Here is a 25,249-nt window from a genome sequence, read left to right on the forward strand (position 1 = left end):
GTTCGGCCCCGGCCCTCGAGGTGGCGCCCTAAGGTTCTGTCTCGATGGATATTCACGAGCTGCTGACCGCGGCCCGGGCCGGATCGCAGCGCGCCACCGGCCGGCTGCTGAGCCTGGTGGAAAGCGACCGCCGTGACGACGTGCTCGCGGTCCTGCAGTCGCGCCCGGTCCGCACCGTCGGGATCACCGGCCCGCCCGGAGCGGGTAAGTCGACCACCGTCGCGGTGCTGGTGGCTGCCTACCGGGCCCGCGGCCTGCGGGTGGCCGTACTGGCCGTGGATCCGTCCTCGCCGTACAGCGGGGGAGCGCTGTTGGGTGACCGGATCAGGATGGCGGCGCATATCAACGACCCCGGCGTGCTCATCCGGTCGGTCGCCACCCGGGGGCATCTCGGCGGGCTGTCGGCCGCGGTGCCCGCGGCGATCCGGCTGCTGGCCGCACTGTCCTACGACATCGTCGTGCTGGAGACGGTCGGCGTCGGGCAATCCGAGGTGGAGATCGCGGCGGTCGCCGACCCCACGGTGGCCATCCTGAATCCCGGTGCGGGGGACGCGGTCCAGGCCGCCAAGGCCGGCCTGCTCGAAGTCGCCGACATCATCGTGGTGAACAAGGCCGACCGCGAGGGTGCCGACCAGACCGTGCGCGATCTGCACATCGAAACCGGGATGCCGGTATTGAAGATCATCGCCGCGGAGAACGCCGGTATCGACGACCTGGTGGACGCGATCGATGCCCACCACCGGACCAACGATCCGCGGCGGCGGGCGGCTCGGGCCCGGCTGCAGATTCTCTCGCTCGCGCAGAGCGCGCTGCGTACCCACCCGGGCCTGGCGGAGCTGTCTGCCGCTGTCGCCGCGGGCGACCTCGATGTCTACACCGCGACCGCACGGCTGCTGGTCGGGGTCCAGGTCACACCCGAATGAGAATGTAGTTTCCATCTTTCGGAAGTGCTACTGTTCGAAATCGCCAACGTATTCTTTTGTCCCGAGGAGTCCGATGCCGAAGGCGCTTGCCCCCGAGATCTCCACCTGGCCGGCGGAGAACCCGCAGCTGATCGGCAGTCGGTGCGGCGCCTGCGCGGCGACGACCTTCCCGCGCCAGCAGCGCTGCCCCAAGTGCAGTAAGGCCGAGATGTCGGATGTGCTGCTGCCGCGTCGCGGCACGGTGGTCGCCTGGACCACCCAGGGCTTCCCGCCCGGCGCGCCCTACGCGGGGCCGACCGGCAGGGACTTCGTCCCGTTCGGGGTCGGTCTGGTGCAACTCGGCGATGTCATCCGTGTCGAGGGCCGGCTGACCGAGAACGACCCCGCCAAGCTGAAATTCGGCATGGAGGTCGAACTGACCATGCAGCCGTTCGCCACCGACGCCGAGGGTGACGAGCTCATCACCTTCTGGTTCAAGCCGGTTCAGACGGGGGTCCCCGCATGAGCAATGACGTCGCCATCATCGGTGTCGGTATCCACCCCTTCGGCAGGTTCGACAAGACCGCGATGGAGATGGGGGCCGAGGCCATCCAGGGCGCGCTGACCGATGCCAAGCTGGAATGGAAGGACATCCAGTTCGGTTTCGGCGGCAGCTACGAGGTGTCCAATCCGGACGCGGTCACCCGTCTTGTCGGGCTCACCGGCATCACGTTCACCAACGTGTTCAACGCCTGCGCCACCTCGGCCAGCGCCATCCAGCAGACCGCCGACACCATCCGGCTGGGCAAGTACGACATCGGCATCGCCGTCGGGCTGGACAAGCATCCGCGCGGCGCGTTCACCGATGACCCGGCCAAGCTCGCGCTGCCGCAGTGGTACGCCCACAACGGTCAGTTCGTCACCACGAAGTTCTTCGGCATCAAGGCCAACCACTACATCCACACCCACGGCATCTCCGAGGAGACGCTGGCGCGGGTGGCCAACAAGAACTTCCGCAACGGTGTGCTGAATCCGAATGCGTTCCGGCGCAAGGAGATCTCCGTGGAAGAGATCATGGCCTCGCCGGTGCTCAACTACCCGCTGCGCCAGTACATGTTCTGCGCACCGGATGAGGGTGCCGCCGCGGTCATCATGTGCCGCGCCGATATCGCGCATCGCTACACCGACACGCCGGTGTACGTGCGGGCCAGTGAGATCCGCACCCGCACCTACGGCGCCTACGAGGTGCACGGCACCTCGGCTCCGTTGGAGCAGGATCCGTCGCCGACGGTGTTCGCGGCCAAGGCCGCCTACGAGGCGGCCGGAATCGGTCCCGAGGATGTCGACATCGCCCAGCTGCAGGACACCGACGCCGGGGCCGAGATCATCCACATGGCCGAGACGGGTCTGTGTGCCGACGGTGAGCAGGAGAAGCTGCTGCTCGAGGGGGCCACGGAGATCAGCGGATCCATTCCGGTCAACACCGACGGCGGTCTGATCGCCAACGGCGAGCCCATCGGCGCCTCGGGTCTGCGGCAGATGCACGAGTTGGTGCGCCAATTGCGCGGTGAGGCGGGGGAGCGTCAGGTTCCCGGTGGCCCGCGCGTCGGACTGGCCCAGGTGTACGGCGCGCCCGGCACCGCGTCGGCCACCATCCTGTCGCTCTAGCGTGCCCGCCGTGGTAACGGCATTCTCGAAGGAATAGAGTCCGATTCATGGCCTTGGAAGACGCAGAAACTCCCGAATATCGCTTCGTGACATACGAAACCCTCGACGAGGGCACCATCGCCCGGATCATGCTGAACCGGCCCGAGGCGCGCAATGCGCAGAACCGCGGCATGCTGGTCGAGCTGCACGAGGCGTTCCTGCGGGCCGAAGCCGACGACACCGTACGCGTGGTGATCCTCGGGGGCAACGGGCCGATGTTCTCCGCCGGCCACGACGTCGGGTCGAAGGTACAGCGCGGTGAATACACCCCGGGTCCCGACCAGCATCCCAGCTTCCGGGTGAACGGCGGCACCCGCCAGGGCGCCGAGAGCCTGATGCTGCAGGAGTGGCACCACTATTTCGAGAACACCAGACGCTGGCGCAATCTGCGCAAGATCACGGTGGCCTCGGTACACGGTGACGTCTACGCCGCGGCGCTGATGCTGATGTGGTCCTGCGATCTGATCGTGGCCGCCGACAACACCCGGTTCACCGACGTCGTCGGTACCCGGCTGGGCATGTGTGGCGTCGAATACTTCGCGCACCCATGGGAATTCGGTGCCCGTAAGACCAAGGAGCTGATGCTCACCGGCGACACGCTCTCGGTCGAGGAGGCCCATGCGCTGGGCATGGTCTCCAAGATCTTCCCGGCCGACGACTTGGCCGGCAAGACACTGGAATTCGCCCGTCGGATTGCCAAGGTGCCGACCATGGCCGCCCTGCTGATCAAGGAATCGGTCAATCAGACGCAGGACAACCAGGGTTTCTACAACTCACTCAACGCGTGTTTCACCCTGCACGAGCTGAACCACAGCCACTGGGCCCAGGTGCACGAGAACAAGTTCCCGGTCGGTCTGGTCGAGGACGGCCTGGAGGACTGGCGCACGTCCGGTCCGCCGAGTGCCGCCGTCAAAGACCAGCCCTAGTCTCCCTCGGCGATTTCGGCGCGCTGACGTTCGCTCATCGAACGTCAGCGCGCCGAAATCGCTGTCAGGCGGGGGCGGATTCGCCGGTGGCGGCGGCGTATCCGCTGCGGTAGCCGAACACCATGGCCGGCCCCAGCGTGCCACCGGCGCCACCGTAGGCCTTACCGGTCACCCCGGCCATCGCGTTGCCCGCCGCGAACAAGCCCTCGATCACCTTGCCGTTGACGTGTAGTACCCGCCCGTCCCGGTCGGTGCGTGGTCCACCCTTGGTGCCCATCGCGCCGACGGCCACGGGGACCGCGTAGAACGGCGCGGTGTCCAGCGGTCCGAGCGTCTGCAGCGCAGGTGTCGGAGCGGAGTTGTCGCCCCAATAACCGTCGTATGCGCTTGCGCCGCGGTTGAATTCGGGATCCTGCTCGTGTTCGACGCCGGCGTTCCACGCCGAAACGGTGTGGGCGAGTCCGTCGGCACAGATCCCGGTCTTCTCGGCGAGTTCTTCCAGGCTGGCCGATTTGTTGAACCAGTCGGGTGCCTCGCTGCCGGGTTCGATGCCCAGGAAGCCGTAGCGCTTGAGGTGCTGGTCGTCGAAGACGATCCAGGCCGGGTCGTTGAGGTAGCCGGCGCGCGGGTCCAGGTGGTGGAAGGGCCCGGCCATGGAGTTGTATTCGCCCGCCTCGTTCAGGAAACGCTTGCCCGCGCGGTTGACGATGATGCTGCGCGGCCGGGTGCGTTCCAGTCGGACGCTGCGACTGCGTGGCCTGCCGCCGAGGGTGTCACCGGGGATCTGCACGATCGGCACCCACCAGGCCTCACCCATGTTCGCCAGATCGGCGCCGTGGGCCATCGCCATCCGCAACCCGTCGCCGGTGTTGTTCGGCGGGGACACCGCTCCGCGCATCGGCCCGCGCAGATAGGCCTCCACCAGTTGCGGGTCCCATTCGAACCCGCCGGTGCCCAGGATGACCCCGCGGCGGGCACCGACCCGGATCTCGGTGCCGTCGAAGGTGATTCGAACGCCGGTGATGCGGCCGCTCTTCTCCCCGTCGCCCCGGTCGGCGATCAGTTCCAACGCCCGCGCCTCGGTCACCGGGGCCACGCCGCGGTCCAACAGCCCTTTGAGCAGGCCGGCGATCAGCGCGGAGCCGGCCACGCAGTAGTCACCGTCCAGGTCGTCGGCCGCGGCATGGATGCGTGCCCGGGTCTCGGCATCGATCCCGACATTGCTGAAGTCCACTGGGAACGCCGTGATGCGGTCACCCCAGTCGCCGATTCGGGACCGGTCGAACGGCGTGGCGTTGAGTGACCGGCCACCGCCGGGCCGTCCGCCGGGCAGCTCGGGTTTGTAGTCGGGGAAGCCCTCGGCGACTTCGAACCGTAAGTCGCTGTGTGCCTCAAGGAAGTCCAGCATCACCGGACCGGTGCGCACGAACGTCTCGACCAGCGAACGATCCATCAGGCCCAGGGACTGGGCCTCAAGGTATTTCAGGGCATCCTCGACGTTGAGGTCCGCGCCGGCCAGTCGATCGTGCGCGGGTATCCAGACGATGCCGCCGGATACCGCGGTGGTGCCGCCGACCGTCGGCGCCTTCTCGTACACAGCCACCGATGCCCCGTTCACGGCGGCGGTGAGTGCGGCCGAGAGTCCGGCGCCACCGGTGCCCAGGACGACGACGTCGACTTCCTGATCCCAATCCGACACGATTGCCTGTCCTTTCAGCCGAGGATTTCGGAGAGTTGTCTGGCGGCGCGGATCACGGCATCGCGGCCGCGCAGCACCACGTCCTCCCGATGGGAGATGAGGTTGATGCAGGTGGGGGGCGAGGGCGGTCGCCGCCGGACCGGGACCGCCAAACCATAGGTGTCGGGCTCGATCTCGCCGTGGGTGATGACGAAGCCCTGCTCGCGGGCCTGGCTGACCAGATCTCGCTCACCGGGGCGCGGCGGCATGCTCGACAGCAGGGCGATTCCGGCCGAGCCGCGGTCGAGTGGGTAGCGGCTGCCCTCATGGAAGGACAGTTGGTAGAACACCAGTGTCGGCACGATCACGGCGATGGCGACCTGCTGATCGCCCTCGGCCACCAGCAGCGAGACGGTGGTACCGAGGTCGTCGGCCAGCAGGCGCAGGGTCGGCACGCTGAGCTGGCGCACGTTGTTGTCGAAGGCGGCGCCGAGCACGGCCAGTGTCGCGGCCGGCCGGTACTTACCGTCTTCGCCCTTGGTGATGAAGCGCGCTTGCGCGAGCGTGCTGAGCAGTCGGTAGGCGATGGTGCGGTGCACGCCGACGAAATCGGCGACCTCGGCCGCGGTGACACCCGAGGGTGCGCCGGCCACCGCCTGCAAGGCGGAAAGGCCCCTGGCCAGAGTCTGCGATCCGGCAGCGGGCGAGGCGCTGCCGTCCGCGCGGGGGCTGCCGTTGCGTCCCTTGACAGACGTCATCGTGAGAGTGATGCTCTATACATAGTGCACATTGATGTCCGATATTAGCACAGATGATTCACGTAAAACGAGAACGGTATTTCCGCAGAAAGGGGCGGCATGGCTGTGACTCCGGTGCACGAAAGCGTCTGGAGCGACCTACAGGGCGTGGCCTTCACGCAGGGGTATCTGGACGCCGGCGGAGTGTGCACCCGGTACCTGCACGCCGGGGACGCCGCCAAGCCGGCCCTGGTCTTCCTCCACGGGTCCGGCGGTCACGCCGAGGCCTATGTGCGCAATCTCGAATCGCACGCCGAGCACTTCTCCACCTGGTCCATCGACATGCTCGGTCACGGCTACACCAACAAGCCGGGGCACCCTTTGGAGGTCGCGCACTATGTCGATCATCTGCTCGCGGTGTTCGACTCGATCGGTGCACAGAAGGTGTATCTGTCCGGTGAGTCCCTCGGCGGCTGGGTCGCCGCCCGCGCCGCGTCCGACCACCCCGATCGGATCGAGCGACTGGTCCTCAACACCGCCGGCGGGTCACAGGCCGATCCCGAGGTGATGAAGCGCATCATCACGCTGTCCATGGCCGCCGCCGAGAACCCGGACTGGGAAACCGTGCAGGCGCGCATCAAATGGCTGATGGCCGACAAGTCCAAGGGCTATGACGATATCGTCGCCAGCCGCCAGAAGGTCTACCAGCAAGCAGGTTTCGTGGCCGCCATGAGCGACATCATGGCATTGCAGGATCCGCAGATCCGGGCCCGCAACCTGCTCGGCCCGGCCGAGTACGGGGCCATCACCGCGCCCACGTTGGTGTTGTGGACCAGCGATGACCCGACCGCCGACGTCAGTGAGGGCAGACGCATCTCGGAGATGATCCCGGGTGCGCGCTTCGAGGTGATGTCCGGTTGTGGGCACTGGCCGCAGTACGAGGACCCCAAGACGTTCAACCGCCTGCACCTGGACTTCCTGCTGGGGCGGGCATGAGCGACGCTTGCGTCGACGTCGACGTCCTCATCGTCGGGGCCGGCCCCGTCGGCCTGACGCTGGCGAACATCCTTGGCCTGCAAGGTGTGCGAACGTTGGTGGTGGAGGACCGCGACACCCTCATCGACTATCCGCGTGGCGTGGGGCTCGACGACGAGTCGCTGCGCACGTTCCAGTCGATCGGCCTGGTCGAACAGATCCTGCCGCACACCGTGCCCAACCAGATCCTGCGGTTCTACGACGGCCACCGTGGCCTGCTGGCCGAGATGGCGCCGCCCGACGCTCGGTTCGGCTGGCCCAAGCGCAACGGGTTCGTCCAGCCGCTCGTCGACGCGGAGCTGCTCAAGGGGCTGGCCCGGTTCGAGACCGTCCGGGTCTCGTGGAGCACCCGGATGGCGAGCGCCGCCCAGGACAGCGACGGGGTGAGCGTCGAGTTGCTCCACGACGGCACACCGTCGACGGTGCGGGCGCGCTATCTTGTCGGCTGCGACGGCGGACGCAGTGCCACCCGGCGCATGATGGATGTCAGCTTCGAAGGCACCACCTCCGAAACCCGCTGGCTGGTGGTCGATCTGGCCAACGACCCGCTAGGGCATCCCAACAGCGAGGTCGGTGCCGATCCGGCCCGGCCGTATGCCTCCATCTCGATCGCGCACGGTATCCGGCGCTTCGAGTTCATGATCCACGCCGATGAGACCGACGAGCAGGTGGAGCGGCCGGAATTCATCGCCCGGATGCTGGCACCGTTCGTTCCGCACCCCGACCAGGTCGACATCATCCGGCACCGCGTCTACACCCATCACTCCCGAATCGCGGGTTCGTTCCGCAAAGGCCGGATGCTGCTCGGCGGCGATGCCGCGCACCTGATGCCGGTGTGGCAGGGGCAGGGATACAACAGTGGTATCCGGGACGCGGCCAACCTGGGCTGGAAGTTGGCCGCCGTCGTCAACGGACACGCCGGGGCCGCGCTGCTGGAAAGCTATGACACCGAACGGCGCAAGCATGCCCGCGCGATGATCGACCTTTCCACTCTGGTCGGCAGGGTGATCTCGCCGACGAACCGGCACGTGGCGATGCTGCGGGACAAGCTCATCCGCGCGGCATCGGTGGTGCCGACGCTGAAGCGTTACGTGCTGGAGATGCGATTCAAGCCGATGCCGAGGTACGACACGGGTGCGGTGGTACATGACAGCCCCTCCACTTCCACCTCTCCGGTGGGCACCCTGTTCATCCAGCCGCACGTGGACACGCGCACTGCTCAGAACCTGCTCCTCGATGAGGTGTTGGGAAACGGATTCGCGGTCCTGGCGTGGAACAACAATCTCCGCCAGCTGCTGGACGACGAGATATTCGCGCGGTGGAAAGCATTGGGCGCGAAGTTCGTCGAGGCCCGGCCCGGCACCCAGCTGCACTGGGCAGGTCACGACGACCCCGATATCACCATCGTCGGGGACCGCACGGGCGCGTTGAAGAAGTTCTTCGATGCCCACACCGCATCGGTGCTCTTCCTGCGCCCGGACCGGTGCATTGCCGCCGCAGGTATCGCCCAATTGTCAAACGAGCTGAGCGTCAAGTTGTTCGACGTCCTGCACCTGACCGAGGGAGGTGAATCCCATGTCGCATCTCGCCCTGTGCTGTATGTCGCACAGCCCGCTGCTGAATCTGCCGGGACCGTCGGCGGAACTGCTTGAGGACATCGACACCCAGCTCGCACGGACGCGTGCCTTCGTCGCGGACTTCGATCCCGAGCTCGTCGTGATCTTCTCCCCGGACCACTACAACGGATTCTTCTATCGGTTGATGCCGCCGTTCTGCATCGGCAGTGCCGCCACCGGAGTCGGCGATTACGGCACCTATGCCGGGCCGCTCGACGTACCCGCCGAGCTGGCCCACGAGATGGCCACCGCGGTGTGGGACGCCGGTGTCGACGTGTCGCTGTCGGCGGCCATGGACGTGGATCACGGGACGACGCAGCCGCTGGAAATCCTGTTCGGCTCGGCCAATCTGGGCGCGGCGTCGCCTCCCGTCATCCCCGTGTTCATCAACTCGGTGGCCACCCCGCTGGGTCCGCTGAAGCGCACCCGCGCTCTCGGGTCGGCGATCGGTGCATACCTGGGATCGCTGGGCAAGCGCGTGCTGGTGGTCGGTTCCGGTGGGCTGTCCCACGATCCGCCGGTGCCCACGCTGGCCACGGCGCCGCCGGCAGCGCTGGCGCGCATCGTGGGCGGGGCACCGATGTCCCCGGAAGGACGGGCAGCGCGGCAGCAGGCGGTGATCGCGGCCGCACACGACTTCGCGCACGGGGAGAGTCCGTTGCAGCCGCTGAACCCGGACTGGGATCACGCACTGCTCGATCTGATCGACACCAACCGGCTGGCCGAGGTGGACGGCTGGAGCAACGACTGGATTGCGCGCGAGGCGGGCAATTCGGCACATGAGATCCGCACCTGGGTGGCGGCTTTCGCCGCCTTGGCCAGTCAAGGCGACTACCACACGAAGCAGCGCTATTACCGCGCTGCTCCCGAGTTGATCGCGGGCTTCGCGATCCGGACGGCGGTTCGTGCAGGATGACAGAACCCTTTGATCACACGGTCGATGTCCTCGTCATCGGTTCCGGTGCCGGCGGCATGACCGCGGCCCTGCGCGCCGAAGCGTCCGGGCTGGACACCCTCGTCGTGGAGAAGTCGCCGAAATTCGGCGGCTCGTCGGCCCTCTCCGGCGGCGGCATCTGGGTGCCGGGTGCCCCATCCCAACGCAAGGCCGGCTATTCGCCGGACCCCGACGGGGTGTTCGAGTACCTCAAGACCATCACCGGAGGGCTGGTCAGTGACGACCGGTTGCGCACCTATGTCGACACCGGCCCGGAGATGATGGAGTTTCTGGAGAAGTCCAGCGACTGGTTCGAGTTCGTGTGGAAACCGGGCTACGCGGATTACTACCCGGAACTGCCCGGTGGTTCCGCACTCGGCAGCACCATCAACGTGCCGGAGATCGATCTGCGCACACTCGGCGACGAGGAGCAGAACCTGCTGGCTCCGCTGGCGCTAGCTCCCAAGGGGATCTGGTTCGCCCCCAAGGACCTTCGGCTCTTCTATCAGGTCCGGCAGAACTGGCGCGGCAAGGCGGTGCTGCTCAAGCTGATCTGGCGGATGTTCCGGGCCCGGGTGTTCGGGGACCGGATGGCCGCGATCGGGCAGTCGCTGATGGCCCGGATGCGGCTGGCGCTCAAGGAGAAGAACATCCCGCTGTGGCTGTCCGCGCCGATGACCGAGCTCATCACCGACGTGGACGGGAACGTCGTGGGTGCGGTGGTGGAACGTGACGGCACGTCGTTGCGTGTCGCCGCCCGCCGCGGTGTGGTGGTCGCCTCCGGCGGGTTCGACCACGACATGGCCTGGCGCCGGCAGCATCTGCCGTTGTTGGAGGAGGACTGGAGTTTCGGTAATCCCGCGGCCACCGGCGACGGGATCCGTGCGGGCGAGAAGGTCGGCGCCGCCACCGACCTGCTGGACGAGGCGTGGTGGTTCCCGGCGATGTGCTGGCCCGACGGGCGGCTGCAGTTCATGCTCAACGAGCGGATGATGCCGGCGCAGTTCGTGGTCAACGGGGCCGGTAAGCGGTTCATCAACGAGGCCGCGCCGTATATGGATTTCGCGCACGCCATGATCGAGGGCCAGCGGGCGTGGCTGGGCGAGCGAAGCGACGAGGGAAAGGCGGCGCCGCACATCCCGTGCTGGCTGATCACCGATATCACGTCGTTCCACCGGTACGTGGTCGGCGGGCACCTGCCCATCCCGAAGATCCCGTTCGCCCCGGTGCCGACCGGCCGCAAGATCCCGCAGGCCTGGCTGGACTCCGGCATCGTGGTCGCCGCCGACACCATGGGTGAGCTGGCGACCAAGATCGGGGTGCCGGCAGAGGAGTTGCAGCGCACCGCAACTCGGTTCAACGAGCTGGCCGTCAAAGGCCATGACGACGACTTCAACCGTGGCGACAGTGCCTACGACAACTACTACGGTGACCAGACCCTGCCCAACCCGAACCTGGCCCCGCTGGGCAAGGCGCCTTATCTGGCCTTCCAGATCATCCTCGGTGACCTGGGCACCTCGGGCGGGCTGTTGACCGACGAATACGCCAGGGTGCTGCGCGAGGACGGGACCGTCATCGGCAGGCTCTACGCCACCGGCAACGCGTCGGCCGCGGTGATGGGCCGCAGCTATGCCGGTGCGGGCGCCACCATCGGACCGGCCATGACGTTCGGTTACGTCGCGGCACTGCATCTTTCACACATGACCCCACAATTGGATCGAGAGGCAACCGTATGAAGATCTCGCTGTTCTACGAATTCCCGCTGCCACGGCCGTGGTCCGAAGACGACGAGCACCAGCTGTTCCAGCATGGCCTGGACGAGGTGGAGGCCGCCGACAAGGCCGGCTTCTCCACCGTTTGGCTCACCGAGCACCACTTCCTGGAGGAGTACTGCCACTCCACCGCACCGGAGATGTTCCTGGCCGCAGCAAGCCAACGCACCAAGGACATTCGACTCGGCTTCGGTGTGATGCACCTGCCCCCGCCCATCAACCACCCGGCCCGTATCGCCGAACGGGTCGCCACCTTGGACCATCTGTCCAACGGCCGGGTGGAATTCGGCACCGGTGAGGGCTCCTCGGTCGCCGAACTGGGCGGATTCGACATCGACCCGGCCGACAAGCGCACCATGTGGGAAGAAGCGCTGGAGGTGTCCATCCGTTGTATGACCGAGGCGCCGTTCACCGGATTCAAGGGCGAGCACGTCGAGATGCCGGCCCGTAACGTCATCCCGAAGCCGCTGCAGAGCCCGCACCCACCGGTATGGGTGGCGTGCACGCGCCCGTCGTCGGTGCAGATGGCCGCCCAGAAGGCCATCGGTGCACTGAGTTTCGCCTATACCGGGCCCGAAGCGCTCAAGGACCGGGTGGACGGCTACTACCAGGAATTCGAAGAGCAGGGCGCACCGGTGACCCCGGCCATCAATCCCAATATCCTGGCCATCGGCGGCGACCTCTCGATGATGGTGGCCCGAACCGATGAAGAGGCGCTCCAGCGACTCGGTAGCGGCGGCGGGTTCTTCTCCTTCGGCATCATGCACTACTACCTGACCGGTATGCACACCCCGGGACGGACCGGTGTGTGGGATCTCTACCAGGAGGCGGTCAAGGAAGACCCGACGCTGGCCTACGGTCCGGGCCGCGGCGCCATCGGTTCGCCGGACACGGTGCGGGAGTTCCTGCGCGGTTACGAGGCCAGCGGCGTCGACGAGATCATCCTGCTGCTGAACCCGCGCAGCCACGAGGGCACCATGGAATCCATCGAGATCATGGGCAAGGAGATCCTGCCCGAGTTCATCGAGCGTGACCAGTCGGCGGTGGCCGCCAAGGCCAAGCGGCTGGCGCCGGTCATCGAGAAGGTCGAGGCGCGCCGGCTGCCCTCCGATGCTCCGCTGTTCGACGAGACCTACTCCTTCGGCGGTCTGCCCACCGGCCGCGGTGGAAAGTTCACCGCCGGTGAGATTCCCGAGGCCATGGCCGAGATCAACGAGGGCCGCGTGAAGGCCGCTCAGCTGGAGAAGGAACAGCGCGAGGCAAGCAAGGAGAGATGACCGACGAACGCTGGCGTTATGACGGTCGCCGGGTGGTGGTGACGGGGTGCGCATCGGGTATCGGCGCGCATCTCGCCGCACAACTGGCCGATCTCGGCGCACGTGTGACCGGGCTCGATCTGCGCCCACCGCAGACCGAGCCGGAGCAGTTCATCGAGGTGGACTTCGCCGACGCCGCGTCCATCGATGCCGCGGTCGCGGCGATCGATGGTCCCGTCGACGCGTTGTTCAATGTCGCCGGGGTGTCCTCGGGTATCGGCAAACCGCTGCTGGTGGTCACCATCAACTTCCTCGGGATGCGCCATTTCACCGAAGGGCTGATTCCGCAGCTGCCGGCGGGGGCGGCGATCGCCAACGTCTCGTCGCTGGCCGCCGCCGATTACCTGGCCAACACCGCGGTGACGGCTGGCCTGTTGGCGACCACGTCGATGGCCGACGGCATCGAGTGGTGCCGCCGCAATCCGCAGGCGCTGGCCGACGGTGGCTACCGGCTGTCCAAGGAGGCGATCATCCTGTACGGCATGAGTCGTGCACTTGCCTTGGGGGAGAGGGGCATCCGGATCAACTGCACCGGACCCGGTGTGACGGAGACGCCGATTCTGGACCAACTGCGCGGTGCTTACGGACCGGACTACCTGGATTCGTTCCCCACGCTGCTGGGGCACGTGTGCGGTCCGGACGAGCAGGCGTCGGTGCTGGCCTTCCTCAACAGCCCAGCGGCAAGCTACATTTCGGGACAGGTGATCTGGGTGGACGGCGGCACCGTCGCAGGCCGGATCACAGCGACCCTGCCGTCGGAGACGGCACATGAGGCCCGGGAAGGAACCCTCTGAATGTCCACCATGAAGGATTTCCGCCGGGTCGCCGACGAGGTGCGCAACTGGGGCCGCTGGGGTGACGATGACGAACTTGGCACGCTGAATCTGATCACCGCCGACAAGGTTGCGCAGGCGGCATCGCTGGTGAGGCGCGGCAAGGTGATCTCCCTCGGCGGTGATTTCGGGTCGAACGGCCCGCAGGGGGCCTTCAAGTTCCGCTTCAACCCGATCCACGTCATGACTGTCGACGGTGGTGACGCCGAGACGCTGGTCAAGTACGCGCCGGAATGGGCGCGCAAATCCGTTGCCCAGGAGCTCAGTTCGTTCTTCGTCGACAACATCTTCCGCTTCAACGACGATATGATCACCATGTCGCTGCAGGCCGCCACCCAGTGGGACGCGCTGTCGCACGTGTACTACGAGGACAAGCTCTACAACGGCTTCCCGGCGGACTCGGTGACCAGTTTCGGGGCCTACCGCTGCGGTATCGAGAAGGTGGACGGCAAGGGCATCGTGTCGCGCGGCGTGCTGCTCGACGTGGTCGCCCACCGCGGTGAAGAGGTGTTCTGCGAACCCGGTAGGCCGATCACACCGGCCGAACTGGACGATATCGCGGCCGAACAGGGTGTGCAGATCGGACGCGGCGACATCGTGGTGGTGCACACCGGGTGGTGGACGCGGTTCCTGTCCGCAGGCGACGGGCACGAGGCCGGCTCCGGCCTGCACTGGACGTGCGCCTCGTGGCTGCACGATCGCGAGGTCGCGGCCGTCGCCTCCGACAACCTGATGGTCGAGGATCCGGACCCGGCCAACGGTGTGGAGGGCACCTTCCTGCCGATGCACATGCTGTGCCTGCGCGATATGGGTTTGATGCTCGGCGAGTACTGGGATCTGACCGGGCTGGCCGCCGATTGCCGCGCCGACGGGGTGTACGAATTCCAGCTGATCGCACCGCCGCTGAAGGTGGTCGGCGCGGTCGGTGCGCCCGTCAGCCCGATAGCGATCAAATGAACGTCGTGCGCAAGACCGTCGCTGTCGACGGCCTGACGACCGGCTACCTGGAGGCGGGGTCCGGCGATCCTGTCGTGCTGCTGCACGGCGGTGAGTTCGGTGCCGGCGCCGAGCTCGGCTGGGAGCGGAACATCGGTGCGCTGGCCGAGCATTACCGGGTGCTCGCGCCCGACATGCTGGGCTTCGGCGAGTCGGCCAAGGTCATCGATTTCACCGATGGCCGCGGCCTGCGGATCCGGCACATCGCCCGATTCTGTGAGGTGCTCGGGATCGGGTCGGCGCACTTCGTCGGGAACTCGATGGGTGCGATCAACCTGCTCGTGGACACCACATCGGAGAATCCCGTCCTGCCGGTCCGCAGCCTGGTGGCGATCTGCGGGGGCGGTGACATCCAGCGCAACGAGCACACCGATGCGCTCTACGACTATGACGCGACGCCGGAGGCGATGCGCCGCATCGTGACCGCGTTGTTCTTCGATCCGTCCTATCCGGCCGACGAGGCGTATGTGCGGCGGCGGTACGAATCCAGCATCGCTCCGGGTGCGTGGGAGTCGTTGGCGGCGGCCCGGTTTCGCAGGCCTGGCTTGGAGGTGCCGTCCACACCGTCATCGCAGCGTGCCTACGCACGCATCACGTTGCCCGTGTTGATGGTCGAGGGCGCCTGCGACAAGTTGCTGAGGTCCGGATGGGCCGCCGAGATCGCTGCCCAGATCCCCGACGGCCGCTCGGCCGTGGTGGACGGCGCCGGACACTGCCCGCAGATCGAGCAGCCCGAGGCGCTCAACCGGGTCGTGCTGAACTTCCTGAAAGAGGTCGGATGAGTAACGAACTGGACGGCAAGGTCGCCGTCATCACCGGCGGTGCGGGCGGACTCGGCGCGGGCCTGGTCCGGCGGTTCGCCGCGGAAGGCGCCAAGGTGGTGTTCGGCGATGTCGACGAGCAGGGTGGTGCGGCGCTGGCGGCCGAGATCGGCCCGAACTCGGTATTCTTGCGCACTGACGTCACCGATATCGAGCAGATCGGTGCGCTGGTCGACACCGCGGTGCAGAGGTTCGGCGGACTTCACGTGATGGTCAACAACGCCGGGGTGTCGGGCACCATGCACCGCCGCTTCCTCGACGATGATCTCGCCGATTTCGACACCGTGATGCGCATCAATCTGCGGGCGGTGATGGCCGGCACCCGCGACGCCGCCCGCCATATGGTCGAACACGGTGCTGGGTCGATCATCAACCTGACCTCGATCGGTGGGATCCAGGCCGGCGGGGGAGTGCAGACCTACCGGGCCTCCAAGGCCGCGGTCATCCAGTTCACCAAATCGGTCGCGATCGAGTTGGCGCACCACGAGATTCGGGTGAACGCGATCGCACCGGGCAATATTCGGACGGCCATTGTGGCCAAATCGGCCTCGGCCGAGGATCGCGGGCGCGTGGAGGAGTTCGAGGAGAAGATCCGCGAACAGATGCGCCAGGACCGGCCGCTCAAGCGGGAGGGCACCGTCGACGACGTCGCCGAAGCTGCGTTGTACTTCGCCTCCGACAGATCGCGCTATGTCACCGGCACGGTACTGCCGATCGACGGCGGCACGGTCGCGGGCAAGGTCATCGTGCGTAAGGAGAAGACCTGACGCCGAGATCGACGTTCGGTCGGCACGTTCTCGCACTTTGCCGCCCAAACGTGCACGTGGGCGGGAAGGGGTATGCGCTTTAAATCAATCGCTTGACTTAATTACAGGAGAGGCGTTGACTGTAACGGTGACGGCAGCGAGATCACTGCGCACCGAGCGTGCCAGTGGCACCCGGGAGGCGATCCTGGTCGCCGCGGAACGGCTCTACGCCGAGCACGGTGTGTTCGCAGTGTCCAATCGGCAGGTCAGTGAGGCTGCGGGACAAGGTAATAACGCCGCGGTCGGATATCACTTCGGCGCCAAGGTGGATTTGGTGCGCGCCATCGAGCAGAAGCACCGCCAGCCGATCGAGATGCTGCGGGAGCGGATGATCGAGGCGGTATCCGGGTCCGACGATCTGCGTGACTGGGTGGCCTGCCTGGTCTGCCCGCTGACCGATCATCTCGCCGAACTCGGAAACCCCACCTGGTATGCGCGGTTCGCCGCCCAGGCCATGACCGACCCGGAGTACCACACCATCGTGGTCAAGGACGCGTTGAGCTCCTCCTCGCTGGTGCAGGTCATCGACCGGATCAACCAGTGCCTGCCCGAGCTGCCCGGCGAGGTGCGATTCGAACGCAACGTCATGGCCCGCAACCTGTTGATGCACAGCTGTGCCGACCGGGAGCGGGCGCTGGCCACCGGTGGTGCCGTGGTGAGCGGACGGTCCTGGAGTGCCGCCGGCGCCGGACTGATCGACGCGATCGTGGGCCTGTGGCGGGCGCCGGTCACCGAGATCGGGGGGCTGGCGTGAAAATCGCTGTCGACCAAGACAAGTGCGTGTCATCGGGACAGTGCGTACTCAACGCGATGGAGTTGTTCGACCAGCGCGACGAGGACGGTGTGGTGGAACTGCTCGAACCCGAGCCGAGCCCAGACCAGTTCGACAATGCCCGCCGCGCCGCAGCGGCCTGCCCAGCCCTGGCCATCGCTATTCAAGACTGAGGAACGAGACCACTACATGTCTGAGACGCTGACAGAAGTCGACATTCCGGACTACCCGATGGAGCGCGATCTGCGGTGCCCGTTCGCGCCACCGCCGCAGATGCTCGGCAATGCCAAGGGCCTCACGCGGGTGAAGATCTGGAACGGCACCACGCCCTGGCTGATCACCGGGCACGATGAGGCCCGCACCTTGTTCGCCGATGCCCGGGTCAGTGTCGACGACCGGCGGGAGGGTTTTCCGCATTGGAACGAGCACATGCTCGCCACCGTCGACAAGCGGCCGCGCTCGGTGTTCACCGCCGATGCCGAGGAGCACACCCGGTTCCGCAGGATGCTCTCCAAGCCCTTCACGTTCCGCCGCGTCGAGGGCCTGCGGCCGATCATCCAGAAGATCACCGACGCGTGCATCGACGAGATCCTGGCCGGCCCGCAGCCCGCCGATCTCGTCGACAAGCTGGCGCTGCCGGTACCGACGGTCGTGATCAGCGAGATGCTCGGAGTGCCCTACGAGGATCACGAGTTCTTCCAGGAGCACGCCAACGCCGGCCTGGCCCGGTACGCCGCGGCGGACGCCATGCAGAAGGGCGCGATGAGCCTGCACCAGTACCTGATCAACTTGATCGAGAAGAAGCAGGCCGAGCCCGCCGAGGACGCGGTGTCGGATCTGGCCGAACGGGTGACCGCCGGCGAGATCAGCGTGAAGGAGGCCGCCCAGCTGGGCACCGGTCTGCTGATCGCCGGGCACGAGACCACCGCCAACGTGATCGGCATCGGCATCCTTGCGCTGCTGGAGAATCCGGAGCAGGCCGACTTCCTGCGCAATGCCGAGGATCCCAAGGTCATCGCCAACGCGTGCGAGGAGCTGATGCGCTACCTGTCGATCATCCAGAACGGACAGCGCCGCATCGCCATCGAGGATATCGAGATCGGCGGTGAGACCATCCGGGCCGGCGAGGGCATCATCATCGACCTGGCGCCGGCCAACTGGGATGCCAAGGCCTACCCCGAACCCGACAAGCTGGATCTGCGCCGCGACGCCGGGCAGCAACTCGGCTTCGGGTACGGGCGGCACCAGTGCGTCGGCCAGCAACTGGCGCGCGCCGAACTGCAGATCGTCTTCCACACCCTGCTGCGCAGGATTCCCACCCTGCGTCTGGCTATCCCGTTCGACGAGGTGCCCTTCAAACACGATCGGCTCGCCTACGGCGTCTACGAACTTCCCGTCACCTGGTGACATCTGCTCTACAGTCCCGATTGGAGTCACACCGATGTCTGCTCTGAGTACCACTCTCTATCCGCCCGAAGGCTTTGGGGCGCCGAAGAATCGGCGCGGTCATGCCAGCGGGAATCTCGGGCTGCCCGCCGGTACCGAGATCTTCTCGGCCGACAACCACATCTCGGTGGCCGATGACATCTTCTACGAGCGCTTCCCCGAGGACCTCAAGGGTGCAGCACCCCGCATCTGGTACGAGGACGGCGCCTACATGGTGGGCATGAAGGGTAAGGCCTGGACCGGCGGTGACTTCGGCCGGGTGCTCATGCAGTACGACGATCTGGCGGGCGCCGCCACCAACAACATCGCCGCACGTATCCGCGAGCTCCGCGAGGACGGTATCGACCGGGAGCTGGCGTTCCCCAATGCCGTGCTGGCCCTGTTTCACTACCCGGACAAGGGAATTCGGGAGCGGGTGTTCCGCATCTACAACGAGGTGATGGCCGAACTGCAGGAGTCCAGCGACGGTCACTTCTACGGTGTCGGTCTGATCAACTGGTGGGACCCCGCCGGAACACGGTCCACCCTCGAACAGCTCAAGTCCCTGGGACTCAAGACCTTCCTGTTGCCGCTCAACCCCGGCAAGGACGACGAGGGCAACATCTACGACTACGGCAGCACCGAGATGGACGCTGTCTGGGACGAGATCGAGGCCGCCGGCCTGCCGGTCAGCCATCACATCGGCGAGACGCCGCCCAAGACGCCCTGCCAGAACAACAGCGTCGTCGTCGGCATGATGGTCAACGTCGACTCGTTCCGCGAGCAGTTCGCGAAGTACGTGTTCTCCGGCATCCTGGACCGTCACCCGTCGCTGAAACTCGGGTGGTTCGAGGGCGGTATCGCCTGGGTGCCCACCGCACTGCAGGATGCCGAGCACATGCTGGCCTCCTACCGGCACATGTTCAACCACGAACTGCAGCACCCGGTGCGGCACTACTGGGACCACCACATGAGCGCATCGTTCATGGTGGATCCGTTGGGACTGCGGCTGATCGACGAGATCGGCGTGGACAACGTGATGTGGTCCAGCGACTACCCCCACAACGAATCCACCTTCGGCTACTCGGAGAAATCACTGGCGACGGTGGTAGAGGCGGTAGGTCCGGAGAACGCCGTCAAGATCGTCAGCACCAACATCCAGAAGTTCCTGGGGATAGCGTGACGACGTCAGCGAGCAGCGGAGCGGATCGCGCATGAGCACTGTCATTCAGTCCGGCGTCACCCAGATCGCCCGGACCGGGTACTCGTGGCTCGACATCCCCGCGGAGCCCGACTTCACCCGGATGCGCAGGGAGGTCAGTGCGCGCCTGCGGGCCGCGATGGCCGATCAGGGTGTGGATGCGCTGGTCCTGCTGGGCAACGGGAGCGTCATGTACGCCACCGGCATCGCGTGGCCGCTGGCCGACGCTGGGCTGTCGCATGTCGAGCGGCCCGTGGCGGTCGTGCTGGCGGGCGACGAGTACCCGCACCTGTTCCTGCCGTTCCGCGAAGGGGCGGCCATGGAATCAGAGCTGCCCGCCGACCATCTGCATGGGCCGGTGTACCTCGAATTCGACGAGGGGGTGGCCGAATTCGCGAAGATCCTGACCGCTCTGGTACCCGCGGGTGGCACGATCGCGACCGACGAGCTGACCGGGGCGATGCGGCGGGCCGGCACTGCGCTGTTCCCCGTCGCGCCGGTGGACGCCGCCCCGGTGGTCGGCGCGGCGAAACTGGTCAAGACCATCGACCAAATCGCCTGCCTGCAGCGGGCCTGCCAGATCACCGAACAGGCCGTCTCCGAGATTCAGAAGTCGCTGGTACCCGGGGTGCGCCAAATCGACCTGTCCGCCGAATTCGTCCGCCGCACTTTCGAACTCGGTGCCACGACCAATATGTTCGACTCGATCTGGCAGGTGATGCCCGCGTCACGGGCCGAAGGCACCTGGACCACCACCGGTGATCTGGCGTTGCCCCTGCTGACCACCGAACGCGAACTGCAGCAGGGCGACGTGCTGTGGACCGATGTGTCCATCTCCTACCACGGCTACTGCTCCGACCACGGGCGCACCTGGATCGTCGGACAGGATCCGACGGCGGCTCAGCAGAGGCAGTTCGACACATGGAGCCGGATCGTCGACGCGGTGCTCTCGGTGACCAGGGCCGGTGCCACCTGCGGTGATCTCGGCCGTGCGGCGATCGAGGCCAACGGCGGTACCCCGCCGTGGCTGCCGCACTTCTACCTCGGCCACGGTATCGGCGTGAACGCGGCCGAAATGCCGATGATCGGTACGGATCTCGGCCAGGCTTGGGACGACAACTTCGTCTTCCCGGAGGGAATGTTGCTGGTGTTCGAGCCGGTGGTGTGGGAGGACGGGACCGGCGGCTACCGCGGCGAGGAGATCGTGGTGGTCACCGAGGGCGGCTGGATGCCGCTGACCGCATATCCGTACGACCCCTATGAGGTGCCCAGTGGGAATTGAGATCGAGGCCGACGACCGGGCCCTGCGGTTCAGCCGTCGAGAACGTGCGCTGGCGCAGATGGCGGCACACGACCTCGACGTGCTGGTCCTCGGCAGGCAGGCCAACGTCCGGTACATCTCGGGCGCCCCGCAACTGTGGGTGGTGGGCACCCGCCCGTTCGGGCCGATCTGCACCTTTGTCCGGGCCACCGGTGAGATCCACCTGAACAGCACGTGGGACGAGGGCATGCCCGAGGAGATCCCGCACGAGAATCTCTACGGGCTGGCGTGGAATCCCATGACGCTGATCTCCGTGCTGCAGGGCATCAAGGGTGCCGCTACCGCGCGCCGGGTCGGCACCGACGCCCTGACACCGACGTTCGCCACACTACTGCCGCTGGCTTTCCCTGCGGCCGAGCTCGTCGACGGTGAACAGGCGATGCGGGCCGCGCGACGGGTGAAGACGAGCGAGGAGATCGCCGCGCTGCGGCGCGCGCTGATCGTCGCCGAGGCGGGACTGGCGCGGGGTGTCGCCGAGGTGGCCCCGGGGACCACCGAACAGGTGCTCACCGGTGCGATCCTGAAGGCCGAGGCGGCCGGCGGGGTGAGCACACCGGCTACGCAGGACGCCGCATGGGTGACCTCGAAAGACCATCCGTGGCGGCGGACCGTCGGCGATGGCCGGGTGCGCGACGGCGATCTGGTGGCACTGTCGGCGGGTGTACTCGCCGACGGCTATGTCGGCGAGGTCGCGCGGACGGTCTGCGTCGGTGCACCGACAGAGGCGGTGCGTTCGTTGTATCGGCGTCGGGATGAGCTGTGGGACAGGTTGGTCGACGCCTGCCGCCCGGGCAAGCCGGCGAGTGCACTGCTGGACGCCTACGGCCACGCCGGCGAACCGTTACCGGCCATGCCGGTCGCACACGGGCTGGGGCTGGGCTTCGATCCGCCGGTGGTGTCACCGCACCTGCGCGCCACCGCCGAGGACGAGATCCTCACCGAGGGCATGGTCCTCGCGATCACCGCCTACGTCTGGAAACACGGCGTCGGCGCTGTCTTCACCCGGGACGCGGTGCTGATCACGGCCGACGGGGCCCACGTGCTCACCACCGCGGCATCGTACGGAGAGGCTGCGCATGCCTGAGCGGCCTTCCCCGGAGGAGATCATCCTCTACCAGAAGAATCCGAAGACCAAGATCGCCACCATCACGTTCAACAGGCCGGAGTTCTTGAACGCACCGACTTCGATGGCCCGGTTGCGGTACGCCGACATCCTGCGCGCGGCCAATGCCGACAACGATGTCAAAGTGGTGATCATCCGCGGGGTCGGGGACAACCTCGGCAGCGGTGCGGATCTCCCGGAATTCATGGAGGGCAACGACAATCCGGCAGCGCGGCTGGCGGAGTTGCGGTTGGAGGACGACGGTGTCGGGGACGTGACCTACCCACCGAAGGGCACCTTCCGCAACGGCGCCACCATCAGTTCGTGGTACGCCAACTCGCAGGCCGGTAACCGCGCACTGCAGGATTTCAAGAAGATCAGCATCGTCGAGGCCAAGGGATACTGTTACGGCTGGCACTTCTACCAGTGCGCCGACGCCGACCTGGTGATCTCCAGTGACGATGCGCTGTTCGGGCACCCGTCGTTCCGGTATCACGGGTGGGGCCCGCGCATGTGGACGTGGGTACAGATGATGGGGCTGCGCAAGTTCCAGGAGATGGTCTTCACCGGCCGGCCGTTCACCGCGGCGGAGATGTATGACTGCAATTTCCTGAACAAGGTGGTGGCGCGCGATCAGCTGGAAGCCGAGACCGACAAGTACGCCTTGGCGTGCGCGCGGAACCGGCCGGTGGACACCGTCTTTCAGCAGAAGATGTTCTTCGAGATCTTCAAGCAGCAACAAGGTGAGTACATGGGCAGTCTGTTGTCCGCTTTCTTCGAGTCGATGGGCAACGGTGTGGCCAACGACAACGAGGACGACATGGACATGTTCTCCTCGATCGATTCCGGGCTGTCGGCCGCGGTCAACGACAACGACGGCAAGTTCCCACCCGACTTCCGGCTCTCCAAGAAGAACCGGGCGAAACCGGAGTAGGTCATGAGTGCACCACTGGCCGGCTACACCGTCGTCGACCTGTCCAGCGGGATCGCCGGGGCATATGCCACCAAGATCCTGGCCGACGGCGGTGCCGACGTCGTCAAAGTGGAAGACCCGCAGGGTGATCCGCTGCGCACCTGGTCGGCATCGGGCTCCCGGGGCGGCGCCCTGTTCGCCTTCCTGGCGGGCGGCAAGCGCAGCGTGGTCCTGGAAGCGCAGGACACGGAGTTGCTCGAGCGGCTGATCGCATCATCGGACGCCGTGGTGTGGTCACCGGAATCGGCGGTCGCCCAGTCAGTGTCGCCGGCGGACCTGCACCGGCGGTACCCGCATCTGATCGTCACGGCCATCACCGCGTTCGGCCTGGACGGGCCGTGGAGTGGCCGTCCGGCCACCGAATTCACCCTGCAGGCCTGGTCCGGCGGCGCCATCGGGATCGGCCGTGGCACCCAGGACCGCGCGCCGGTGACCATCGGTGGTCAGGTGGGGGACTGGCTGACCGGGGCCTACGCCGCCGCGATGACACTGGCCTTCCGGGCGCGTGCGCTGCGCGACGGCCACGGCGAGTTCATCGACCTGTCCAAGCTGGAGGCCCAGGTCCTCGGCCTCACCTACTATCCCGTCACCTATTTCGAGATGCTCGGCCGGCCCTGGCGCACCGAGCGCCGGCCCACGGTCCCCGGGGTGGCCCAGGCGGCCGACGGTCTGGTGGCATTGGGATGCGGTACCGCCCAGCAGTGGTGGGACCTGTGCGCGATGTCGGGCCACGACGAGTGGATCGACGAGACCACGCAGCTGACCATCACCGAGCAGGCCAACCTGCACGCCGAAGAGTTGTACGAGTGGATCCGCCGGCAACCCGCGGATGACCTGCGCGACCTGGCAGCAGCCTTCCGGATCCCGAACTCACCCGTCGGCAACGGCGAGAACGTCACCGCGATGGACCATTTCGTGGCACGGGACGCGTTCGTGCGCAACCCTGCCGGCGAGTTCGTCCAGCCCGCGCACCCGTACCGGTTCACCGGCGCCGCGCTGCGCGCACCCGCGCCCGCACCCGGTCTCGGGGAGCACACCCGCGAGGTGCGGGAGGCCGCCTTGCACCCACGTCCGGCGCCCACCACGGCGCCGACCCGGGACCGGCTGCCGTTCAGCGGTCTGCGGGTGCTGGATATGACGACCTTCTGGGCCGGGCCGTCCTGCACCCATGCGCTGGGGATGCTGGGGGCCGATATCGTCCATCTGGAGTCCACCTCACGCCCCGACGGGACCCGGCTGATCGCCGGGATCCCCGCCACCGTGGAGCAGTGGTGGGAACGATCCCCGATCTTCAGTGCGCTCAACACGAACAAGAAGAGCGTCACGGTGGACTTCCAGACCGAGGCCGGCCGGGACGTGTTGCGCCGCTTGATCGCCGCCAGCGATGTGGTGGTGGAGAACTTCACCCCACGCGTCATCGACCAGCTGGGCCTGGACTTCGACACCGTGCGCGCACTGCGCGAGGACATCGTCATGGTGCGCATGCCGGGCTTCGGGCTGGCGGGACCGTGGCGGGACAACCCCGCCTTCGCCTACATCATCGAAGACGCATCCGGCTTGAGCTGGCTCACCGGCTACCCGGACCGCCCCCCGTTCGAGCCGTACTCGGTTGGCGATCCCAACGCCGGGGTGCACGCCCTCAACGCCGTGCTGCTGGCACTGGAGCATCGACGCACCACGGGGCAGGCCGTACTGGTCGAGGCGGCCATGATCGACGCCGCACTGAACATCGCGGCCGAGCAGGTCATCGAATACTCCGCGTACGGGGCGCTGCTGCAGCGCGACGGCAACCGCGGCCCCACCGCCGCACCGCAGAACCTCTACCGGAGCGCCGAACCGGACGAGTTCGGCCGCGACGACAGTTGGGTGGCCATCGCGGTGCAGACCGACGCCCAGTGGGAGGCGCTGCGGGCGGCACTCGGTTCTCCGGACTGGTCGGCCGATCCCGCGCTGTCGTGCGACGAGGGACGCCGCGCCGCCCACGATGTGGTCGATGAACACCTGGCCGCCTGGTGCCGCACCCGTACCGGTGACGAGATTGTCGAAAACCTCTGGGGCGCCGGTGTTCCGGTGGCCAAGGTGATGCAGCCGCATCGCCAGACCGAACTGCCCCAATTGCGGCACCGCCGATTCTTCGAACACGTGGGGCATCCGGTGAATCCCGTCGCCCCCTACAGCACCCTGCCGGTCACCTTGGCCAACGGTCCCGTGGCCTTCCATCGCGAACCTGCACCGCTGCTCGGCGAGCACAACCATGTGGTGCTGACCGGGTTGGGCCTGTCCGATGAGGAGATCGCGGTCCTCGTCGATGACGGGGTGATCGGTACCGAACCGGGTAAGAGCGGGCGGCGCAAAGCTGCCCGCTGAGCTACCCGA

The 25,249-nt window shown here is 66.8% G+C and carries 23 protein-coding genes; 21 read left to right on the forward strand and 2 right to left on the reverse strand.

Features of this window, described 5'->3' with window-relative positions; genetic code table 11:
• Positions 1–44 precede the first annotated feature (44 nt).
• From meaB to QN239_RS11055, 4 genes are all read left to right on the forward strand, one after another.
• Positions 45–923 carry a methylmalonyl Co-A mutase-associated GTPase MeaB gene (gene meaB / locus QN239_RS11040; RefSeq protein ID WP_499010256.1) on the forward strand — a complete coding sequence of 293 codons (879 nt, stop codon included), beginning with the start codon at positions 45–47 and terminating at the stop codon, positions 921–923.
• A 73-nt stretch (positions 924–996) separates the two neighbouring features.
• A complete protein-coding gene (locus tag QN239_RS11045) occupies positions 997–1,428 on the forward strand; it encodes a Zn-ribbon domain-containing OB-fold protein (RefSeq protein WP_499010257.1) in 432 nt (143 codons plus the stop codon).
• Complete coding sequence (locus QN239_RS11050; protein WP_499010259.1) at positions 1,425–2,570, forward strand: thiolase family protein; 1,146 nt, start codon at positions 1,425–1,427, stop codon at positions 2,568–2,570. The genes QN239_RS11045 and QN239_RS11050 overlap by 4 nt, the downstream gene beginning before the upstream one ends.
• Positions 2,571–2,617: 47 nt before the next feature.
• Positions 2,618–3,535, forward strand: coding sequence for an enoyl-CoA hydratase (locus QN239_RS11055; protein WP_499010261.1), 918 nt, complete (start codon positions 2,618–2,620; stop codon positions 3,533–3,535).
• Positions 3,536–3,599: 64 nt separating this feature from the next.
• Here QN239_RS11055 and QN239_RS11060 read toward each other — a convergent pair whose 3' ends face one another.
• Positions 3,600–5,234 (reverse strand): FAD-dependent oxidoreductase, encoded by a 1,635-nt coding sequence (locus QN239_RS11060; protein ID WP_499010264.1) that lies wholly within the window; start codon positions 5,232–5,234, stop codon positions 3,600–3,602.
• Positions 5,235–5,248: 14 nt separating this feature from the next.
• Positions 5,249–5,971, reverse strand: coding sequence for an IclR family transcriptional regulator (locus tag QN239_RS11065; RefSeq protein ID WP_499010266.1), 723 nt, complete (start codon positions 5,969–5,971; stop codon positions 5,249–5,251).
• Positions 5,972–6,070: 99 nt separating this feature from the next.
• Between QN239_RS11065 and QN239_RS11070 the strand changes: the two genes are divergently transcribed.
• The 17 genes from QN239_RS11070 (at position 6,071) to QN239_RS11150 (ending at position 25,240) form a co-directional block, all read left to right on the forward strand.
• Complete coding sequence (locus QN239_RS11070; RefSeq protein ID WP_499010267.1) at positions 6,071–6,946, forward strand: alpha/beta fold hydrolase; 876 nt, start codon at positions 6,071–6,073, stop codon at positions 6,944–6,946.
• Positions 6,943–8,637: a bifunctional 3-(3-hydroxy-phenyl)propionate/3-hydroxycinnamic acid hydroxylase gene (locus QN239_RS11075; RefSeq protein ID WP_499010268.1), complete on the forward strand. Its 1,695-nt coding sequence runs from the start codon at positions 6,943–6,945 to the stop codon at positions 8,635–8,637. Before QN239_RS11070 ends, QN239_RS11075 begins: the two co-directional genes overlap by 4 nt.
• Positions 8,561–9,517 (forward strand): 3-carboxyethylcatechol 2,3-dioxygenase, encoded by a 957-nt coding sequence (locus QN239_RS11080; RefSeq protein ID WP_499010270.1) that lies wholly within the window; start codon positions 8,561–8,563, stop codon positions 9,515–9,517. Before QN239_RS11075 ends, QN239_RS11080 begins: the two co-directional genes overlap by 77 nt.
• Positions 9,514–11,271: an FAD-binding protein gene (locus QN239_RS11085; RefSeq protein WP_499010271.1), complete on the forward strand. Its 1,758-nt coding sequence runs from the start codon at positions 9,514–9,516 to the stop codon at positions 11,269–11,271. The genes QN239_RS11080 and QN239_RS11085 overlap by 4 nt, the downstream gene beginning before the upstream one ends.
• Positions 11,268–12,584, forward strand: coding sequence for an LLM class flavin-dependent oxidoreductase (locus tag QN239_RS11090; protein WP_499010272.1), 1,317 nt, complete (start codon positions 11,268–11,270; stop codon positions 12,582–12,584). Before QN239_RS11085 ends, QN239_RS11090 begins: the two co-directional genes overlap by 4 nt.
• Entirely contained in the window at positions 12,581–13,417 is an 837-nt protein-coding gene (locus tag QN239_RS11095) for a coniferyl-alcohol dehydrogenase (RefSeq protein ID WP_499010274.1), read from the forward strand. The genes QN239_RS11090 and QN239_RS11095 overlap by 4 nt, the downstream gene beginning before the upstream one ends.
• A gap of 9 nt (positions 13,418–13,426) precedes the next feature.
• Positions 13,427–14,413: a cyclase family protein gene (locus QN239_RS11100; RefSeq protein ID WP_499016704.1), complete on the forward strand. Its 987-nt coding sequence runs from the start codon at positions 13,427–13,429 to the stop codon at positions 14,411–14,413.
• Entirely contained in the window at positions 14,410–15,234 is an 825-nt protein-coding gene (locus QN239_RS11105) for an alpha/beta fold hydrolase (RefSeq protein WP_499010276.1), read from the forward strand. The genes QN239_RS11100 and QN239_RS11105 overlap by 4 nt, the downstream gene beginning before the upstream one ends.
• On the forward strand, positions 15,231–16,040 hold the full coding sequence (locus tag QN239_RS11110) for an SDR family NAD(P)-dependent oxidoreductase (protein ID WP_499010278.1): 810 nt from the start codon (positions 15,231–15,233) through the stop codon (positions 16,038–16,040). The genes QN239_RS11105 and QN239_RS11110 overlap by 4 nt, the downstream gene beginning before the upstream one ends.
• A gap of 127 nt (positions 16,041–16,167) precedes the next feature.
• Complete coding sequence (locus QN239_RS11115; RefSeq protein WP_499010279.1) at positions 16,168–16,833, forward strand: TetR/AcrR family transcriptional regulator; 666 nt, start codon at positions 16,168–16,170, stop codon at positions 16,831–16,833.
• Positions 16,830–17,024, forward strand: coding sequence for a ferredoxin (locus QN239_RS11120; protein WP_167161370.1), 195 nt, complete (start codon positions 16,830–16,832; stop codon positions 17,022–17,024). Before QN239_RS11115 ends, QN239_RS11120 begins: the two co-directional genes overlap by 4 nt.
• A 16-nt stretch (positions 17,025–17,040) precedes the next feature.
• Positions 17,041–18,258, forward strand: a complete 1,218-nt coding sequence (locus tag QN239_RS11125; RefSeq protein ID WP_499010281.1) for a cytochrome P450 — start codon at positions 17,041–17,043, stop codon at positions 18,256–18,258.
• Positions 18,259–18,292: 34 nt separating this feature from the next.
• A complete protein-coding gene (locus tag QN239_RS11130) occupies positions 18,293–19,459 on the forward strand; it encodes an amidohydrolase family protein (protein ID WP_499010282.1) in 1,167 nt (388 codons plus the stop codon).
• Positions 19,460–19,490: 31 nt separating this feature from the next.
• Entirely contained in the window at positions 19,491–20,759 is a 1,269-nt protein-coding gene (locus QN239_RS11135) for a M24 family metallopeptidase (RefSeq protein ID WP_499010284.1), read from the forward strand.
• The gene (locus QN239_RS11140) at positions 20,749–21,882 is read left to right on the forward strand and encodes a M24 family metallopeptidase (protein ID WP_499010286.1); all 1,134 of its coding nucleotides are present in this window, start codon (positions 20,749–20,751) and stop codon (positions 21,880–21,882) included. Before QN239_RS11135 ends, QN239_RS11140 begins: the two co-directional genes overlap by 11 nt.
• Positions 21,875–22,834: an enoyl-CoA hydratase/isomerase family protein gene (locus QN239_RS11145; protein ID WP_499010288.1), complete on the forward strand. Its 960-nt coding sequence runs from the start codon at positions 21,875–21,877 to the stop codon at positions 22,832–22,834. The genes QN239_RS11140 and QN239_RS11145 overlap by 8 nt, the downstream gene beginning before the upstream one ends.
• Positions 22,835–22,837: 3 nt before the next feature.
• A complete protein-coding gene (locus tag QN239_RS11150; RefSeq protein ID WP_499010290.1) occupies positions 22,838–25,240 on the forward strand; it encodes a CaiB/BaiF CoA transferase family protein in 2,403 nt (800 codons plus the stop codon).
• The last annotated feature ends 9 nt before the right edge of the window (positions 25,241–25,249 follow it).

This window comes from Mycolicibacterium sp. Y3, from assembly GCF_051188035.1.
Classification (GTDB): domain Bacteria; phylum Actinomycetota; class Actinomycetes; order Mycobacteriales; family Mycobacteriaceae; genus Mycobacterium; species Mycobacterium fluoranthenivorans.